Raw genomic sequence first — 18222 nt, 5'->3', positions numbered from 1 at the left:
CTTGGTTAAGGGTGAGAACCCTCAGTTGAGCGGTTCGATCACCTTGACTGCCTGCCGCTCACGGGCGGCGGGCCATTCTTGTTGCAGGGTCTGCAAGACGCGGCCAACGAACTCGGTGTCGGCGGCGGCCTTCTTGCCGACGTAGCCCTGGCCACGGCGGTAGACCTTGAAGCGGGCACGCATGCTGGGCAGGTGCTCTTCAAATTCATCTTCGATCGTGTTCGGTGGCAGGCGGTCGAGCCGCACCTCACCGGTTTGGCTGACCCACAGCAAGTGGTCGTCAAGGCTGTCCTTGCGTACGGCGAACAGCTGCGCCAGTTGATCGATAGTCGGATTGTTGTTCAAGTTCATCATAAAGCCCCCATTACCCATTCGTAGGTGATTTTCACAGTTGGCGCTAACACGGTGTAGCGCACTACCAACGCTGCTACAGCAGCATCGCAACAGGGGCTTTCTCACGCTGCCTTTTGGACAGTTCCCTCTCCACGGACGGCCTGCGTTACCGCGCAAGCCGTCTGGAACACCCTTGCCACCGCTCCCGATCAGGGAGACGGCTTCATCATGCACAAGGGCGATGAGTGGCGTCAATCATTTTGTAGTGAATATTTCTACTCACTACATTTCTGTCTTTTTGTTCGACAATCGCTGCTCACACTACAGCCCGGACAGTATCTCGAAGGCTGCACGAACCCGTGCTTCGTTCGGGTAATTTCGATTGGCCAGCAGCACCACTGCCAGCTGTTCACTGGGCACAAAGGCGGCGTATGCACCGAACCCGTTGGTTGCGCCGGTCTTGTTGTACCAGGCTGCCGGCAGCGGCGGCAGGGCCGGTTGCAAGCGCGTGGTTACTTGGGGTTCACGGATCAACCGCGCGCTGTTGCCATCTACCAATGTGCCCAGCGTGACGGGGTAGGGGTAGCGCTCCCAGCCCAGGCCCTGAGTCATGGCGCCGACCTGGAAGTAGCCCTGCTGGGTGATGGCGGTTGCTGTCGCCACTGCCGGTGGCAGGCCCTGTGGCTGCATGTGCAGCCGCACGTACTGCAGCAGGTCGCTGGCGCTGGTCTTGATGCCGTAGGCCTCGTCGGCGTAGGGGCCGGGGGAGACGCGCACCGGTTTGTCGGCGGCGTCGTATCCTTGGGCGTAAAGCCCCTGAGCACTGGCCGGAACGTGCAGGTAGGTGTTTTTCAGGCCCATTTTCGCCAGCAGGCCCTCGGTCATCAGCGTAGAAAACGGTTGATGCTGGGCGCGGGCGGCCAGGTCACCGAACAGGCCAAGGCTGGGGTTTGAATAGCAGCGCCGGGTGCCGGGCTTGGCGCGGGGTTGCCAGTGGCGGAAGAAATCGACGACCTGCTGCGGTGTCTGCACCGCATCGGGGAACTGCAAGGGCAGGCAGTCGGCACTGTAGGCGCCCAGTTCCATCACCGTCGCGTCGCCTATGGGCGCCCCGGCAAGTGCAGGATGATAGCGCTTGGCCGGGGCTTCAAGGTCCAGCTTGCCTTCGGCGCTGGCCAGCGCGACCAGGGTGGCGGTGTAGGTCTTGCTCAGCGAACCGATCTCGAACAGCGTGTCTCGGCTGACGGGCACCTTGTCGGCCTTGCTGGCCACGCCATAGCTGAAATAGTGCGCGTGGTCGCGGGCGTAGATCGCCACGGCCATCCCGCTGATACCTTGCTCCTGCATCAACGGGCGGATGATCTGGTCGACCTTGGCCTGTAATTGGTCGTTGGCCTGGGCGCCGGTGTGGCCCAGAGCCAGTGCGATGACAGCCGCTAGCGCGGCCGGGCGGGAGAGGGGCATGAGCGGGTCCTTGTGCGGAACGTGTCCGTTGAGCGATACCGATGGGGGTTCCGGCGTTAGCGGCGAAAAGCCGTAGACCTTATCGTCTGCCCTTGCACAATGACAAGACGGACACTGTGATGAAGTATTTGCGCATGTTATTCGATAATTTCACCCTGGCTTTGCTCGGGGTGGTTCTGATCGCCACCGTGCTGCCTTGCTCGGGCGATGGTGCGGTGTATTTCGGCTGGCTGACCAACCTGGCCATCGGCCTGCTGTTCTTCCTGCATGGCGCCAAGCTGTCGCGTGAGGCGATCATTGCCGGCGCCGGGCACTGGCGCCTGCACCTGCTGGTGTTCTCTTGCACGTTCGTGATGTTCCCGCTGCTTGGCCTGGCGTTCAAGCCGCTGTTCGTGCCGCTGGTAGGCAACGAGTTGTACCTGGGCGTGCTCTACCTGTGCGCCTTGCCGGCCACGGTGCAGTCGGCCATCGCCTTCACCTCGCTGGCCCGCGGTAACGTGCCAGCAGCCATTTGCAGCGCGGCGGCGTCCAGCCTGCTGGGCATCTTCCTGACCCCTTTGCTGGTGATGATGTTGCTGGGCGCCAGTGGTGACACCGGTTCGGGTCTGGATGCCGTGCTGAAGATCACCCTGCAACTGCTGGTGCCGTTCGTTGCCGGGCAGATTGCGCGGCGGTGGATCGGCGCCTGGGTCAAGCGCAATGCGCGCTGGCTCAAGGTGGTGGACCAGGGCTCGATCCTGCTGGTGGTGTATACCGCCTTCAGCGAAGCCGTGGTCACTGGGTTGTGGCACACGGTATCGCCGCAGCACCTGGCCGGTTTGTTCGCCGTGTGCGGGATTCTGCTGGCGGTGGTGCTGTTTGGCACCCGTGTGCTTGGCAAGGCATTGGGCTTCGACCTTGAGGACCGCATCACCATCCTGTTTGCCGGCTCCAAGAAAAGCCTGGCGACGGGTGTGCCCATGGCCCAGGTGTTGTTCGTGGGCAGTGGTATTGGCGCGATGATCCTGCCGCTGATGCTGTTCCATCAGATCCAGCTGATGGTCTGCGCGGTGCTGGCGCAGCGTTATGCCAGCCGTGAGCAGGACGCTGAAGAGGCTTCGGCGGCGTCCTGAGCGCATGCGCTCCTGCACAGGGATCGCGTAGTAACTGATATCAGTGGGCCTGCCCCGAAGCGCGTTCGCGCAGCGCCTTGCCGACTTCGGCCTCGATCTTGTAGGCCGGCCCCTCCAGGTCGTCATAGTTGCGCGTATAGCGTCGGGCAAATTCCTCCACGCCCAGCTCCTGGTACTGCTGCACATGCTTGAGCTCGTGGGCCCACAGGGCCACGTTGTCCTCGGCATCGCCGGCCCGGCGGAAGATGATCGTGTCGATCAGCGTCACGGCGTTTACGTCGGGGTTCTGCAGCAGCGCGTTGGCTGCGCTCATCTGCTGTTCGTCACCCACCCGGAAGCGCACCGCATCGAGCACGGCAAAGTCGTACCAGGGTTCGAGTTGCGCACGGATATGCAGCGGGATCGGTTCGACGCCGCTGGCGGTGGCCTCATCCCGGGCCTGGCGTAAAGCAAACGTCAGGCTGGACGAGGCCATGACCTCCACATCCTTGAGAATCTGGCCCGCTTGCCCCGGGTCTATCGGCGCACAAAAACAGCCCATCAGGCATACCTGGTATTGCCCCGGTGGGCACGCTTGTTCGGCAAGCGCGGGCAGCGCCAGGGTCAGGCCCAGCAGCAGGCTAATCCGCTTCATGCAAGGCCTTTTCGACAAACTGGCGGCTTGCGTCCAGCACCTGCGACTGCACGCGCTCAGTGGCCAGCATGCGCCCGACCATCAACGCACCTACGCACTGGCTGATCAGCACCCAGGCCAGTTGATCATCCTCCAGTGTTGCGCTCCAGGCCTGGTGCAATTCGACCAGCCAGTGCTCGGCCTCTTCGCGCACCGGCGCTGCGGCCCGGGCGATTTCCACGCCCAGCGGCGGCAGCGGGCAGCCGCTTTCGGCATTGTGCAGGTGAGCCAGGCTCAGGTACTGCTGCAGGCAGCGGCCCAGGCGTTCGCGGCTGGCGCCCTGAGTGGCCAGGCGGGCCAGCGGGCTGTTGTGCAGCTCCTGGCGTACCACCTCGGTAAACAGGTCGTCCTTGGAAGGGAAGTGGTTGTAAAAGGCGCCGCCGGTCAGGCCGATTGCCTTCATCAGCCCGGCGACGCCAGTGCTGGAAAAGCCCCCACGCTTGGCCAGCGCGCCACTGCTGCTTAGCAAACGTTCGCGGGTCTGCTGCTTGTGTTCGTTGGAATAACGCATTCACTTGCCTCTGCAGGCGGGCTTGACGATGACGGGGATCATAACATAGCGTTCGTTTACTAAACGATCATTCACCAATGGAGGCAGGCATGTCAGAACAACAAAAAGTAGTGCTGGTGATCGGTGCGGGCGACGCCACCGGCGGCGAGATTGCCAAGCGCTTTGCCCGGGAGGGCTACATTGCCTGCGTGACGCGGCGGCAGGCAGAAAAGCTGCAACCGCTGCTAGAGGAAATACGCGCCGCTGGCGGCCAGGCCCATGGTTTTGGCTCCGATGCGCGCAAGGAGGAGGAGGTGGCAGCGCTGGTCGAGACTATCGAGCGCGATATCGGCCCTATTGAGGCGTTTGTTTTCAATATCGGCGCCAATGTGCCCTGCAGCATCCTTGAGGAAACCCCGCGCAAGTACTTCAAGATCTGGGAAATGGCCTGCTTCGCCGGCTTTCTTAGCGCTCAGGCGGTTGCCCGGCGCATGGTCCAGCGTGAGCGCGGCACGATCCTGTTCACCGGCGCCACCGCTGGCACCCGGGGTGCGGCAGGTTTCGCGGCTTTCGCCGGGGCCAAGCACGGCTTACGCGCCCTGGCCCAGAGCATGGCGCGAGAGTTGGGGCCACGGAATATCCATGTCGCGCATGTGGTGGTGGACGGGGCCATCGATACTGCCTTCATCCGCGACAGCTTCCCCGAGCGCTATGCCCTCAAGGACCAGGATGGCATCCTGGCCCCGGCGCACATTGCCGACAGCTACTGGTTCCTGCACGCCCAGCCGCGAGACGCCTGGACGTTCGAGCTGGACCTGCGTCCCTGGATGGAACGCTGGTAAGCCCCTGTCACCAAGCAAAGGACCGTAACCATGCACAAGACTGTCGATTTCTATTTTGACCTGGGCAGCCCGGCCAGCTACCTGGCCTGGACTCAACTCCCGGGCCTGTGTGCCCGCCAGGGTGCCACGCTGCATATGCGGCCCATGCTGCTGGGCGGGGTGTTCCAGGCTACCGGCAATGCTTCGCCGGCCATGGTCCCGGCCAAGGGGCGCTACATGTTCACGGACCTGGCACGCTTTGCCGCGCGCTATGGGGTGCCATTCGGGCTGCCACCGGGGTTTCCGGTCAATACCTTGACCTTGATGCGCGGGGTAATGGGTACCCAGTTGCGCTCGCCGGAGCGGTTGGAGGCGTTGCTGAAGGTGCTGTTCAATGGGCTGTGGGTGCAGCGCCGCAACCTGAGCGACAGCGCCATTCTGGACGAAACACTGAGCCAGGCAGGGTTCGACCCGCAGGCGTTTCACGCGCTGGCGGCTGACCCTGAAGTGAAAGCAGCGCTCAAGCAGGCCACCGAGGTGGCCGTCGAACGCGGGGTATTTGGCGCGCCGACCTGCTTTGTCGGTGAGGCAATGTTCTTTGGGCAGGACCGCCTGGACTTTGTCGAGGAGGCGTTAAGTCAGGGGGCCAGCAGCTTCTCGAGCTGAGTGCGTTCCCACAGGCTGAGCAGGTCGACCGGGTTGGTGCCGTAGCGTTGCCAGTCCTCGGTCCCGGCCTGCTGGCCGTCAGGGGATTGGCAACTGATGCAATGCGCCATGCCTTCGGCATCGAGGGCCAGCGTCAAATGCCAGCCCTGGATGTCGACATCGACCAAGCCGCCTTCGCGCCGTGCACTCACCTTAAGGTGATATACGCCAAGGGCCGCGTTGCGCAGGCTCTGATAGATGGCCCGGGTGTTCAGCGAAGCGCTGCGCGTCAAGATCAGAAATTCGCCGGCGTATTGGCGCTGATGATCTCGGCCTCGTCCTGGCCGATGTTCTTGAAGCTGTGTGGCAGGGTAGTGGGGATGTAGTAGCCGTCGCCCGAGTTGAGCACGCTAACCTGGCCATCGACCCACAGCTCCACGGTGCCGCGGGTGACCAGGCCACACTCTTCGCCCTCGGCATGCACGATCGGCTCGCCGGAATCCGCCCCCGGTGCGTACAGTTCGCGCAGCATGCGCATCTGGCGGCCCTCGACACTGGCACCGACCAGCAGCATGCGCAGGCCGTTACGGCCCAGATCTGGCTGCTCGCCGCCGCGGAACACAAAGCGTTCTTCACGCACCGGCTCGTCGAAGCTGAAGAACTCCGCCAGGCTCATGGGAATGCCTTCGAGCAGTTTTTTCAGGGAGCTGACCGAAGGGCTGACGCGATTCTGCTCGATCTGCGAGATCGTCGAATTGGTCAGCCCGCTGCGGCGGGCCAGTTCCCGTTGGGAGAGGTTGTTGCGTTCACGCACCAGTTTGAGTCGCGTCCCCGTGTCCATAGCCGCCTTGTAATCAGAGGTGTAAAAAATAATGAGCGACGCGCATTAAAACACACTCTGCACGCTTGCGCGCTGTGCTTCTCAGGCACGCTGGTCGCGCGGCATCGGCCATAGCCCGACCAGCAGCAACAGCGCGGCCACGGCCAGGAATGGCAGGCGCGGATCGAGGGCATACACCAGGGTGCCAGCCAGTGGGCCGATCACCGCCCCCATGCCCTGGGCCGCACCAATGGAACCGGCTGTGGCACCTTGTTCGGAGGCGTGCATGGCATTGGCCGCCAGCGCTGAAAACGACGGGAACACAAAGCCCATGCCCGCTGCCGCGACGAAGTAGCAGCCCCACAGCCAAGGTGCGCTGGTCGCGAGCGAGCCGCAGGCAAAGCCCAGGGCCGAAACCGTGGCCCCTACCCGGATCATTTTCAGTGGCGGCCATTCCAGCTTGCGCAGCAGCACCTGTGACAGCATCAGTGCCACGCCCACCGTGGTCAGCGCGATGCCGGCCGCCTGGGCAGCTTCAGCAGGGCCCAGGTGCAGGCGGTCAAGGGCGAAGAAGCCGACAATGATCTGCGACACGGTTACGCTGAGCATGGCGCTGAACGCTACCAGCAAGGGCCGGCGCAGGCGTGGGTCGTTCAAGCGCACCGGGCTCGGGGCATAGTTGTGGGGCAGCGCCTGCGGCTTGAGGGTGAACAACAGCACGAGAAAGGCACTGGCGGGCAGCAGCGACATGATATGGAAAGGCAGGCTCAGGCTATGCCGAGCCAGTAGCGCCGCCAGCGCCGGCCCCACCACCAGGCCGACCGCGTTGGCCGCCCCCAGCGAGGCCATGGCCCGAGCACGACGCTGCGGCTCGACATGGTCGGCGATCAGCGCATTGCAGCCTACCGGGATAGCCGCATAGAAGGCGCCGATGCAGCCGCGTGCGACCATCAGGCCGATGAACGCTGCGGTCGCGCCCGGCAGCCAGCGCAGCGCGCCCTCGACAAACAGGCATAACAGCCAGTAAGCCAGGGTGAAGCCGGCGGTCCCCAGCAACAGGATACGTCGCCGGCCCAGGCGATCTGCCGCACGGCCCCAGGGCCGGGCCAGGAGCACCCAGACCACGCCGGCCACCGTCACGGCAGCGCCGGCCTGCCAGGTGGCCATGCCGAGTTGGCGGGCAATCGGGCCGATCAGGGCGACGAAGGCCATCATCGACATGGTACAGGCCATGTTGGCCAGCAGCAGCGGACGCAAGTCCAGGGTGCTGGCAGGTTTAAGGGTTGCAGGATCCTTTGCGACGTTCATAGGGCAGTCCAGGGCAATAAGGCAAAAAGAATGCCGATCTTATTAAGAATCATTATTGATTGTCGAATGCCCCGGGCTGCTGCAGGTCATTCGCTGCGGCGCAGGGGGCCAGGCCGCATGCTACGCAACACGCCGTCGCGGCGCACCCACGCGTGCATCAAGGCTGCACCCACATGCACCAGCACCGTGGCGAACAGCAGGTAGCCGGCCCAGCTGTGCGCCATGCGCAGCACGGCATACAGTTGCAGGTTGTGCGGGGCGATGGCGGGCAAGCCCAGCGGGCGAGGGTAGTCACCAGCCGACAGCATGGCCCAGCCCAGTAGCGGCATGGCCAGCATCAGGCCATAGAGCAGCAAGTGCGAGGCGCCGGCGGCCCAGCGCTGCAGGGTTGGCAGGTCTTGCGGCAAGGGTGGGTGAGGCACGGCCAGGCGCACGCCGATACGCAGCACTACCAGCACCAGCAGTGCCAGGCCTGTGGCCTTGTGCAACCCGATCAGTACAGGGTGGCGTAGTGACAGGTCTGCAACCATGCTCACACCAATGAACAGCATGGCCAGGATCAGCACGGCCATCAGCCAGTGCAGCAGGCGGGCGAAAGGGTGGAAGGCTTCGGGTTTCATGGGCGGGCTCCGATGCTGAGCGATTCACGGCTGCGGCGGTTGAACGATTCCGAGTAGGCAGCCGAACGGGCGGCGAGGATCGGGTCGGCAGATGCCTCTATGCCACGGGGCAGGATCAACGGGTCGAAGTTGAGGTCGCGGCATGCTCCCTGCTCAGGGGCGTCGACCTGTTCCAGCACCAGGGTGCCGGCGTCTACGCTGCGCCGCTCGGCAGGCCAGGGCCGGGCAGGGTCGTCCACCGCATCGTCGGGTTCGGCCAGCACCAGGCGAAGCGTCCAGCGCAGCGGGCCTTGGGCCAGGCGTTGCTGCAGGTCGTGCTGCAGGAACTGTTTGTCATCGATCTGGGTAGGCAGCGCGGCAAACGCGGTTTGCGGCTCAAGCTGCCAGCGCACCGGGTGGCGCACGCCGCCTGCGTCGATCAGGTGAAAGGCGTTGATGCTGTGGTACTGGGTGCTGGCGAAGCTGTTGCTGGGCTTATAGCCCGCCGCCCATTGGCGAAACGCCGCGCTCTCCGGGTGGGCTGCGAAAAACGCCTGCAGGCTGGCAGGGTTCGGTTTGCCGGTGGCCGGGTCTGGCGTGTTCGCCAGCACTTGCTCGTAGAACCCTTGCGGTGTGCTGATTGCCAGCACTGGCGGGTTGTTCATGCCGGTGCGCCAGACCTGCCCATCGTCGGTGCTCAGCTGAATGGCCAGGCTGCGCACGGGTATGCCGGTGTCCGGTGCAAACGGGTTGGCACCGCCAATGGCGAAACGGCCGATCACCGGTACGTGCGCCTGGCTGAATACGCGCGCAGTAGAGAGGTTGGCGGCCTGCCCGCTGGCCTGGAAGTAGCCGCTGACACACAGGCCTTTTGCGTGGTTCTTGCGATAGCCTGGGTAGTGCCCTGCCTGTGCCTCGAAGGTGTCAATGATGCGCTGTGGCGTCAGCCGGGTTTCGCCGAGCCAGCCGGCGGTATAGGCAAAGCCGGCGCCTGCGGCCAGCATCACGGCGCCGATGGCAGCCAGGCGCCAGGCTTTCGCTGGCCCGTGCAAAGGTGAGTTCATGGTCATCGTCCGGTTTGGTAAATGTGCAAGTACGACGGGGCAGGCAAAAACTTATTCCATCGACGGGAATAGAATTTCCTGGCAGGCGTCTGCCTTTACAATGACGACTTCAAAGGCCGGGACTTTGCCATGCATGATCTGGACGACCACCAGTGGCGCGAGCTGCTGGCCCGCCTGCGCCGCTTTGCCGTGTGGCTGACCCGCGAGCCGGGCAGCGCCGATGACCTGGTGCAGGCCACGGTCGAGCGGGCCCTGAGCCGACGCGACCAGCAACGCGACGCCGAGGCGCTGCGGGCCTGGCTGTTTACCATCCTCTATCGGCTTTTTCTTGATGGTAAGCGCCGCGACCGCCTGCATGCCCGCTGGCTGTCTTGGTTTGGGCGTGCCGAGTACGAGGAGGAGCCGCTCGGGGGCAACCTTGAGGCCAGTGTTCTGGCCCAAGCCGACTTGCAGGCGTTTGCCCGGCTGACGGCCGAACAGCGCGCCTTGCTACTGCTTATCAGCATTGAAGGCTTGAGTTACAAGGAAGCCGCCCAGGCCTTGGGCATCCCCATCGGCACTGTGATGTCGCGCCTGTCGCGCGCCCGCAGTGCCTTGCGCGAACTGACCGAGGGCAACCCCCAGCCCCCGGCCTTGCGGAGACTGAAATGACCCGTCTGATCCCCAGCGAAGACGAATTGCACGCTTACGTTGATGAGCGCCTGACGCCTGTGCGCCGGGCCGAGGTGCAGGCCTGGCTGGCGGCCAACCCGCAGGCTGCGGCGCGCGTGGAGGGCTGGCGCGCCGATGCCCGCCGGTTGCGCACCGCGCTGGCCGGGTTTGGCGAACTGCCCGGGGCGACGCAGCTGGACCTTGGGCAGTTGCGTCGGCAATTGCGCCAGCGTCGGCAGCGGCGCTGGGCAGCAGCGGCGGTGGTGATGCTGGCATTGGGCGTGGGAGGGCTGGGCGGTTGGCAGGTGCGCGATGCGTCCCTGGCACGCGCCGAGCTGCCCATGGCCGACGCCGTCCAGGCGCACCGTTTGTTTGCCGGCAGCGAGGCGCTGGATGTCCAGGCCAGTGATGCGGGGCAGTTGCGCGACTGGTTGGGGCGGCATTTCAGCCGCGTGGGGCAATTGCCGGACCTGGCAGGCTATGGCTTCAAACCGGTGGGGGCGCGCTTGCTTAGCAACGAGCAGGGGCCGGCGGCGCTGCTGGTGTTTGAAGATGGCAAGGGCCAGCGCATCAGCCTGTTCCTGCGCTCACCGGGCGAGCTTTATCGGCGCATGCCAGACGGGCAGAGGGTCGATGGCCAGCTGGAAGCGCGGTACTGGTCGCATGGGGCTTACAACTTTGCCTTGGTCAGCGCGGCAGACGATGTGCGTGGGGCCGGGGTGGGGGAGGCGTTGCGGTTGGGGTTGTGAGTGCTCGCCATAACAATTTCAGCGCCTGTGCGATCGAGCGCCGCCCGCGCGGCGCTTCGCGGGGCAAGCCCGCTCCCACATTTGTTGCAACGTACCGAACCTGTCAGGCCATGGTTGTCAGCCTTGTTGGCTTGACGCAATTTCTTGGCTGGCGCTGCCGCCCCCACCCATCTCAAGACATGCACCAAGGCTGACCACGCCGCTTCCATAGGCATGGCCACGTTGCAACAAATGTGGGAGCGGGCTTGCCCCGCGAAGCGCCGCGCGGGCGGCGCTCGATGTCAGCAGCCCCACACCTCTTGAGCCAGGCCCACCGCGATGCGCCGCGCGGGCGGCGCTCGGTCTATCCGGCACTGCAAATCCCAAGGCGTGCACCTTGGCCCCCCGGCGATCAGCTCAACTCCAGCCAGATCGGCGCATGGTCCGACGGCTTTTCCATGCCACGCAACTCATAGTCCACGCCCGCAGCCTTGATCCGCGGCACCAGGTGCTGCGAGGCCATGATCAGGTCGATGCGCAGGCCACGCTTGGGATCGTCCTCGAAACCACGGCTGCGGTAGTCGAACCAGCTGAAACGGTCGTTCACGTCCGGATGCAGGTGGCGGAAGCTGTCAACCAGGCCCCAGCCTTTCAAGCGCTCCATCCACTCACGCTCTTCTGGCAGGAAGCTGCACTTGCCGGTCTTCAACCAGCGCTTGGCGTTGTCCGGGCCGATACCGATGTCGCAGTCCTGCGGCGAGATGTTCATGTCGCCCATGACCAGCAGTGGCTGGTCGTTGCGGAACTGGCCTTCCAGCAGTGCCTGCAGGTCGCTGTAGAAACGCTGCTTGGCCGGGAACTTGGTGGGGTGGTCGCGGCTTTCGCCCTGGGGGAAATAGCCGTTCATGATGGTGATCGGGTTGCCATCGGCATCGGCGAAGGTGCCCCAGATGAAGCGGCGCTGGGCCTCTTCTTCATCGGTGGCAAAGCCTTTGTGCAGGCTCAACGGGGCCTGGCGCGACAGCAGCGCTACGCCGTAGTGGCCTTTCTGGCCGTGGTAGTGCACGTGGTAACCCAGCGCTTGCACGTCGGCCAGCGGGAACTGATCGTCGCTGACCTTGGTTTCCTGCAGGCCGATCACGTCTGGCTGGTGCTTTTCGATCAGCGCTGCCAGCTGGTGCGGGCGGGCTCGCAGGCCGTTGATGTTGAAACAGACGATCTTCATGGAAAGACGATCCCGGTAAAAGGCGGGATGCTAGCCGACATCGCCCCACATCACCAGCGTGGCGGCTTCGGGAGCCTGCTGCTAACGTGCTGTAGGGGGTGAACGAAGCGCGGTGGTGCACCTCCAAGGCAATGTACGCCCATTCCAGGAGGTCTGCCCGCAATGCCCGAAACCACTGCCGCTCCGGCTCAAGTCTGCCTGCTCGATGACGGCTACAGCCGCGAGGCGCGTTCGCTGCTGTACAACGCCTACCGCCACGAACCTACCTTTGCCTATATCTTCGAAGCCCAGCGCCCGGGGTATGAGCAACGCTTGCGGGTAATGGTGCGCGAATGGGTACGCCAGCATTTCTACCTGCAATTACCTGCCATCGGCTTGCTGGTGGACGACCGCCTGATTGCCCTGGCCCTGATCGTGCCGCCGCTGCGCCGCTTGGGCGTGGCCGACAGCTGGGCCTGGCGCCTGCGCATGATCCTGGGCACCGGCCTGCGCTGCACGCGGCGCTACATGGACTACCAGGCCGCCCTGGCCACCTGCCTGCCAACCGATCAGGTGCATGTGTTGCCATTGCTGGGGGTACACCCGCAATTTCAGGGCAAGCACTACGGTGAGCAACTGTTACAGGCCGTGCACGACTGGTGCGCGGACGACCCCGGCACACACGGCGTGGTGCTGGACACCGGCAACGAGCACTACCTGGCCTTCTACCAGCGCCAGGGCTATGAAGAGATTGGTGAGGTCGCCGTAGGACCGATCCGGGAACGCGTGTTCTTCCATCCAAATCCAGTCTCTTCAACTTCCACTTTTGCCTGAACATCCCGCCAGGCGGCTCCCTTGAGCGCCTGGCTCTGGTAGCATTCGCCGCATGACGTATTCAGGAAGATTCACCTGGGGCCTGGTTTTCTGGGCCGCCAGTTTCGCCGCATGGGGCCAGAGCGAGTTGCTGGTGAAGGTAAAACCAGCCAACAAGGCGCTCAAGGCCAATGTCGAAGGCTATATAGGCACCCTTGGTGACCGCGATGAAGAAGCATTGTTACGCTTCAGTCGCGGGGCAGAGGAGCAGGCGCGCAAAGCCGCGCAGGCACTTGGCTACTACCAGGCGCAGATCGATACCGAGGTCAAGCCTCCCAGCGATGCAGACCATTCCCCGCAACTGATCATCAACATCAACCCAGGTGAGGCGATTCGCCTGCGCAACGTGACCGTGCGCATCGAAGGCCCGGCCAGCGAAATGAAGGCCTTTCGCGTGCCCGACAGCAAGGCGCTGCGCGCAGGCGAGCAACTCAACCACGGCAATTACGAGGATGCCAAGAGGCTGATCCAGAACCAGGCGTCGCGCTACGGCTTTTTCAGTGGCCGCTTCAGCCGTCAGCGCCTGGCGGTCGACCCGCAGGCCGGTGTGGCCGATATCGAACTGGTCTACCAGAGTGGCCCGCGCTATCGCCTGGGCGCCGTCACTTTCGGCGGTGACACGCCGCTGGACGACGACCTGCTGCAGCGCATGGTTTCGTTCAAGCCGGGCACCCCCTACGATTCGGAACTGATCGCCGAACTGAACAATGACCTGCAATCGAGCGGCTATTTCGAAGGCGTGCGGGTGGATGCTGCGCCCACCGCCGCCGTGGGTGAAGAAATCCCGGTGGATGTCCGCCTGGAAACCCGCAAGCCACGCACCATGGGGTTGGGCCTTGGCTTCTCGACCGACGTCGGGCCGCGTGGCAAGGCCAACTGGACCCGCCATTGGGTCAACCCGCAGGGCCACAGTTACGGTTGGGAAACCGAGCTGTCCGCACCCAGGCAGAACGTTGGCCTGTGGTACGACATCCCCCTGGACCCGCCACTGACCGACAAGCTGCGCTTCGCCGGCGGTTACCAGAACGAGGAACTAGCCGGTACCGATACCCTCAGCAAACTGCTGACAGTCGGCCCCGAGTGGCACAGCAAGCTGCCCAGCGGCTGGCAGCGGGTCATTTCGCTCAAGTACCAGCGCGAAGAGTATCGCCTGGGTGACGATTCCGGTTTGAGCAACCTGTTGATGCCTGGCGTGAGCTATTCCTTCCTGCGCAGCGACAACCGCATCGACCCGCACAACGGCTACCGCCTGCAGTTCGATGCACAGGTGGCCAAGGAAGGGCTGGTTTCCGACACCAACCTGTTGCACGGCAACGTACTGCTCAAAGGCTTGACCACCCTTGGCCACAACCACCGCCTTCTCGGTCGCGTCCAGTTCGGTGGCAGCGCGACCAATGGCTTCAAGAACAACATTCCGCCGTCGCTGCGCTTTTTCGCCGGTGGCGACCAGAGCGTGCGTGGCTACGACTACCAGACCCTGTCGCCCAAGAACAGCGATGGCGACCGTATCGGCGGGCGCTACCTGGTGGCTGGCAGTGTCGAGTATCAGTATTCGCTGACCGAAAAGTGGCGGATCGCGACGTTTGTCGACCAGGGCAACTCGTTCAACAACCTTGAGCTGCCCAGCCTCAAGACCGGTGTCGGTTTTGGTGTGCGCTGGGTATCGCCGGTCGGGCCGTTGCGCCTGGACCTGGCCAAGGCGCTGGATGACGAAGGGGGCATTCGCCTGCACTTTTCCATGGGGCCTGAGCTGTGAAACGCGTGATCAAGTACATTCTGCTGGGCCTGTTCGGGGTCGTTGCGAGCCTGGGCCTGGCACTGGGCCTGTTGCTGGGTACCGAGGCTGGCAGCCGCTGGGCGCTGGGCAAGGTGCCCGGGCTTGAGGTGGCCGACTTCCAGGGCCGCTTGGCGGGCAGCTGGCAGGCCAGCATGCTGCGTTGGGCCGATGGTGGCAGTACGGTAGAGGTGCAGGCGCCGCTACTGGCCTGGTCGCCTGCCTGCCTGATGCGCGCCACCCTTTGCATTGACCAGTTGCAGGCCCAACGCATCGACATGGCCTTTGCGCCAAGTGCCGAGCCAGCCGAGAGCGGCCCGCTGCAGTTGCCATCGCTGCGCTTGCCGCTGGCCATCGAGCTGGGTGAGGTCAAGGTCGGCCAGCTGCGGCTGGATGGCAGCGACCTGCTCGGTGACCTGCAACTGGCGGCGCACTGGACCGGCAACGGGATGCGCATCGACAGCCTGCACCTGCAGCGCGATGACCTGCAATTGAACTTGCAGGGCGACCTGCAGCCCGAAGGTGACTGGCCATTGCAACTTCAGGCGCAGCTGCAATTGCCCGCCATAGACGGCAAACCCTGGCAGCTGGCGCTGACCGCAACCGGCGAGTTGCAAAAGACCCTGAAGCTTGCCGGCACCAGCAGCGGTTACCTCGACGCTACGCTGAGCGGGCAGTTGCAGGCGTTGGCCGAGCACCTGCCGGCGACCCTGCAGATTCGTTCAGAGGCGTTCAAACCGGCGGGCTCGCTGCCCGATACCTTGCAGTTGAATCAGCTCAAGCTTGATGCCAAGGGCGATTTGCTCAAGGGTTATCAACTGTCGGGAACGGCCAGCCTGCCGGCTGAACAGTCGCCAATCGCGTTGGCGCTGTCCGGGTTGGTCGACAGCAAAGGCGCCAGGCTCGATGCCCTTGACCTGACCGCCAGCGACACCCAGCGCGTGAAACTGCAGGCCACGGCCGACTGGCAGCAAGGCCTGACCGCCGACGCGCAACTGGACTGGCAGGACTTCCCGTGGTTGCGCCTGTACCCGCTGGAGGCGCCGCCCGAGGTCACCCTCAAGCGCTTCAACACCCAGGTGCATTATCGCGATGGCAATTACCAGGGCACCTTCAACGGCGACCTGGATGGCCCGGCAGGGGCGTTCAGCCTGGCCAGCCCGTTCGAAGGTGACCTGACCCAGGTGAAACTGCCGCAACTGGCGCTGACCGCCGGGCAAGGCAAGGCCGCCGGCAGTGTGGCCGTGCGTTTTGCCGACACCTTGGCCTGGGATGTCGACTTGCAGCTTTCGGCGCTCGACCCGGCCTATTGGCTGGCGGAGCTGCCGGGCACCTTGGCAGGGCCGCTGCGCAGCAAAGGCGAGATGAAGGGCGAGGTGCTCACCCTTGATGCCCAGCTTGATCTGAAAGGCCGCCTGCGCGGCCAGCCGGCAGTGTTCAAGGCCGAGGCCCAGGGGGCGGGGCAGAACTGGACACTCGGCGCCCTGGCGATCCAGCTGGGTGACAACCGTATCAACGGCAGTGGCAGCTTGCAGCAGCGCCTGGCCGGGCGAATCGACCTTGACCTACCGCGCCTGGGCCAGCTGTGGCCAAGACTGCAAGGCCAGGTCAAGGGCCGGCTGGATGTTGCCGGCACCTTGCAGGCTCCGCAAGGCACGCTGACCTTGCAGGGCCAGCGCTTGGCCCAGGCCGAAAACCGGCTGCAACAGCTGGACCTGGATGCCCGCCTGGACAACGCCCAGCGCGGCGTGATCGAGCTGAAGGCAACGGGTATTCACCTGGGCGACACGGCATTGGGCACGCTGCAGGCCAACGGCAAAGGCGACATTCGCCAGCAAGCCTTGACCCTGGCGCTGGATGGCCCGCAACTCAAGCTTGACCTCGGCCTGGATGGCCAGTTGAGCAAGGGTGACTGGCGTGGCCGCCTGGCCAGCGGGCGTATCCAGGCCGGTGGCCAGGACTGGCAGTTGCAAGCGCCGGCGCGGCTGCAGCGTTTGGCCAGCGGCCAGCTGGATTTCGGTGCCCATTGCTGGCGCTCCGGCCAGGCCAGCCTGTGTGGTGACGACCAGCGCCTGGCACCCGAACCGCGCCTGCGTTACCACCTCAAACAGTTCCCGCTTGACAGCCTTGCCCAGTGGTTGCCGAAGGACTTCGCCTGGCAGGGCTTGCTCAATGCTGAAATCAACCTGGACATCCCGGCCAGCGGCCCCAAAGGCAATATTGTCATTGATGCCAGTGGCGGCACGCTGCGCGTGCGCGACAAAGGCCGTTGGGTCGATTTCCCTTACCAGGCGCTGCGTGTCGACAGCACGTTGGCGCCTCGGCGTATCGATACCCGCCTGGCCTTCCGTGGTGAGCGCCTGGGCGAGCTGAGCGTCAACACGCGTCTCGACCCGCTGGGCAAGAACAAACCCCTGTCGGGCGATTTCCGCTTGGCCGGGCTGGACCTGGCGGTGGCCCGTCCGTTCGTGCCGATGGTCGAACGCCTTACCGGGCAGCTCAACGGCAGTGGCCGGCTTTCAGGCACCTTGTTGGCACCACAGGTTAATGGCAGCCTGATGCTCAGCGGTGGTGAAGTCAGTGGCGCCGAATTGCCGGCCAGTCTTGAGGACTTGTCATTGCAGGCGCTGATCGCTGGCGAACAGGTGCAACTCGATGGCAGCTGGCGCAGCGGCGATGCAGGGCGCGGCCAGTTGAGTGGCAACCTCACATGGGGTCAGGCGCTGGGCATGGACCTGCGCCTGCAAGGCCAGCAGCTGCCGGTCACGGTCGAGCCCTATGCAACGCTGGAGGTAGCCCCGGACCTGGCCTTGCGCCTGGTCGACGACAAGCTGGCGGTTACCGGCAAGGTGCTTGTACCCAAAGGCAAGATCACCGTGCGCGAACTGCCGCCGTCGACCGTGAAGGTATCGGATGACACCGTGATCGTCGGTCACCAGACCGAAGAGGGCAAGCCGCCCATGGCGATGGCCATGGACATCGATGTTGAAGTGGGCCAGGACAAGTTGTCGTTCAGTGGCTTTGGCCTTACCGCCAACCTGCTCGGTCACGTGCATATCGGCGACAACCTCGATACCCGTGGCGAGTTGAGCCTGGCCGACGGCCGCTACCGTGCCTACGGCCAGCGCCTCACCATCCGCCGCGCGCGCTTGCTGTTTGCCGGCCCGATCGACCAGCCCTACCTGGACATCGAAGCCATCCGCACAGTCGATGACGTGATTGCCGGTATCCGCCTGAGCGGCAGTGCCGAGCAACCCACAACCAAGGTGTTTTCGGAGCCGGCCATGAGCCAGGAGCAGGCGCTGTCGTACCTTGTGCTGGGGCGGCCTCTGGGCAACTCTGGTGAGGACAACAACATGCTTGCCGAAGCAGCGTTGGGCCTGGGGCTGGCTGGCAGCGCCGGTATTACCGGCAGCCTGGCCTCGAGCCTGGGGATCGACGACTTCCAGCTGGACACCGAAGGCTCGGGCAACACCACCAGCGTGGTCGCCAGCGGCAACATCACCGAGAAGCTGAGCCTGCGTTACGGCGTGGGTGTGTTCGAGCCTGCCAACACCATCGCGTTGCGTTACAAGCTGAGCAAGAAGGTGTACCTGGAAGCCGCCAGTGGGCTGGCCAGCTCACTGGACATCTTCTACAAGCGCGATTTCTGAAGCGGTGCCG

General features: G+C 64.3%; 18 protein-coding genes. 8 read left to right on the top strand and 10 right to left on the bottom strand.

Annotation, left to right across the window (positions count from 1 at the left end; translation table 11 throughout):
- Nucleotides 1-21: 21 nt before the first annotated feature.
- Entirely contained in the window at nucleotides 22-354 is a 333-nt protein-coding gene (locus tag N805_RS09500) for a hypothetical protein (RefSeq protein ID WP_016486521.1), read from the bottom strand.
- Between the two features lie 300 nt (nucleotides 355-654).
- Entirely contained in the window at nucleotides 655-1797 is a 1143-nt protein-coding gene (gene ampC / locus N805_RS09495) for a class C beta-lactamase (RefSeq protein WP_028613789.1), read from the bottom strand.
- Nucleotides 1798-1916: 119 nt separating this feature from the next.
- Here ampC and N805_RS09490 point away from each other — a divergent pair, with 119 nt between their 5' ends.
- Complete coding sequence (locus tag N805_RS09490) at nucleotides 1917-2909, top strand: bile acid:sodium symporter family protein (protein WP_028613790.1); 993 nt, start codon at nucleotides 1917-1919, stop codon at nucleotides 2907-2909.
- A gap of 40 nt (nucleotides 2910-2949) precedes the next feature.
- Here the strand turns inward: N805_RS09490 and N805_RS09485 are convergent, their stop codons facing one another.
- Entirely contained in the window at nucleotides 2950-3543 is a 594-nt protein-coding gene (locus N805_RS09485; RefSeq protein WP_028613791.1) for a DUF4157 domain-containing protein, read from the bottom strand.
- On the bottom strand, nucleotides 3530-4093 hold the full coding sequence (locus tag N805_RS09480) for a TetR/AcrR family transcriptional regulator (protein ID WP_028613792.1): 564 nt from the start codon (nucleotides 4091-4093) through the stop codon (nucleotides 3530-3532). The genes N805_RS09485 and N805_RS09480 overlap by 14 nt, the downstream gene beginning before the upstream one ends.
- Before the next feature lie 89 nt (nucleotides 4094-4182).
- Here N805_RS09480 and N805_RS09475 point away from each other — a divergent pair, with 89 nt between their 5' ends.
- A complete protein-coding gene (locus N805_RS09475; protein WP_028613793.1) occupies nucleotides 4183-4914 on the top strand; it encodes an SDR family oxidoreductase in 732 nt (243 codons plus the stop codon).
- Nucleotides 4915-4944: 30 nt separating this feature from the next.
- The gene (locus tag N805_RS09470) at nucleotides 4945-5559 is read left to right on the top strand and encodes a 2-hydroxychromene-2-carboxylate isomerase (RefSeq protein ID WP_028613794.1); all 615 of its coding nucleotides are present in this window, start codon (nucleotides 4945-4947) and stop codon (nucleotides 5557-5559) included.
- Here the strand turns inward: N805_RS09470 and N805_RS09465 are convergent.
- From N805_RS09465 to N805_RS09445, 5 genes are all read right to left on the bottom strand, one after another.
- Entirely contained in the window at nucleotides 5532-5831 is a 300-nt protein-coding gene (locus tag N805_RS09465) for a DUF7693 family protein (RefSeq protein ID WP_028613795.1), read from the bottom strand. The two genes, N805_RS09470 and N805_RS09465, sit on opposite strands and share 28 nt — an antisense overlap.
- A 2-nt stretch (nucleotides 5832-5833) precedes the next feature.
- A complete protein-coding gene (locus tag N805_RS09460) occupies nucleotides 5834-6379 on the bottom strand; it encodes a cupin domain-containing protein (protein WP_028613796.1) in 546 nt (181 codons plus the stop codon).
- An 81-nt stretch (nucleotides 6380-6460) separates the two neighbouring features.
- A complete protein-coding gene (locus N805_RS09455) occupies nucleotides 6461-7666 on the bottom strand; it encodes an MFS transporter (RefSeq protein WP_028613797.1) in 1206 nt (401 codons plus the stop codon).
- Nucleotides 7667-7752: 86 nt separating this feature from the next.
- A complete protein-coding gene (locus N805_RS09450) occupies nucleotides 7753-8286 on the bottom strand; it encodes a cytochrome b (protein WP_028613798.1) in 534 nt (177 codons plus the stop codon).
- Nucleotides 8283-9335: a catalase family peroxidase gene (locus tag N805_RS09445; protein WP_028613799.1), complete on the bottom strand. Its 1053-nt coding sequence runs from the start codon at nucleotides 9333-9335 to the stop codon at nucleotides 8283-8285. The genes N805_RS09450 and N805_RS09445 overlap by 4 nt, the downstream gene beginning before the upstream one ends.
- Before the next feature lie 123 nt (nucleotides 9336-9458).
- On the opposite strand from N805_RS09445, the gene N805_RS09440 reads away from it, so the two are divergent.
- Together N805_RS09440 and N805_RS09435 are read left to right on the top strand one after the other, a co-directional pair.
- Entirely contained in the window at nucleotides 9459-9980 is a 522-nt protein-coding gene (locus N805_RS09440; RefSeq protein ID WP_028613800.1) for a sigma-70 family RNA polymerase sigma factor, read from the top strand.
- Complete coding sequence (locus N805_RS09435; RefSeq protein WP_028613801.1) at nucleotides 9977-10729, top strand: anti-sigma factor family protein; 753 nt, start codon at nucleotides 9977-9979, stop codon at nucleotides 10727-10729. Before N805_RS09440 ends, N805_RS09435 begins: the two co-directional genes overlap by 4 nt.
- A 391-nt stretch (nucleotides 10730-11120) precedes the next feature.
- Here the strand turns inward: N805_RS09435 and xthA are convergent, their stop codons facing one another.
- Complete coding sequence (xthA, locus tag N805_RS09430) at nucleotides 11121-11933, bottom strand: exodeoxyribonuclease III (protein ID WP_028613802.1); 813 nt, start codon at nucleotides 11931-11933, stop codon at nucleotides 11121-11123.
- Nucleotides 11934-12095: 162 nt separating this feature from the next.
- Between xthA and N805_RS09425 the strand changes: the two genes are divergently transcribed.
- The 3 genes from N805_RS09425 to N805_RS09415 are packed head-to-tail and all read left to right on the top strand — an operon-like array spanning nucleotide 12096 to nucleotide 18212.
- Complete coding sequence (locus N805_RS09425) at nucleotides 12096-12746, top strand: GNAT family N-acetyltransferase (RefSeq protein ID WP_028613803.1); 651 nt, start codon at nucleotides 12096-12098, stop codon at nucleotides 12744-12746.
- 52 nt (nucleotides 12747-12798) lie between these two features.
- On the top strand, nucleotides 12799-14541 hold the full coding sequence (locus N805_RS09420; RefSeq protein WP_028613804.1) for an autotransporter assembly complex protein TamA: 1743 nt from the start codon (nucleotides 12799-12801) through the stop codon (nucleotides 14539-14541).
- Nucleotides 14538-18212 (top strand): translocation/assembly module TamB domain-containing protein, encoded by a 3675-nt coding sequence (locus N805_RS09415; protein WP_028613805.1) that lies wholly within the window; start codon nucleotides 14538-14540, stop codon nucleotides 18210-18212. The genes N805_RS09420 and N805_RS09415 overlap by 4 nt, the downstream gene beginning before the upstream one ends.
- Nucleotides 18213-18222: the final 10 nt, after the last annotated feature.

The sequence above is a fragment of the Pseudomonas putida S13.1.2 genome (genome assembly GCF_000498395.2).
GTDB lineage: Bacteria > Pseudomonadota > Gammaproteobacteria > Pseudomonadales > Pseudomonadaceae > Aquipseudomonas > Aquipseudomonas putida_Q.
The sequence above is the reverse complement of the archived record's forward strand: the minus strand, read 5'-3'. Positions and strand labels throughout refer to the sequence as shown.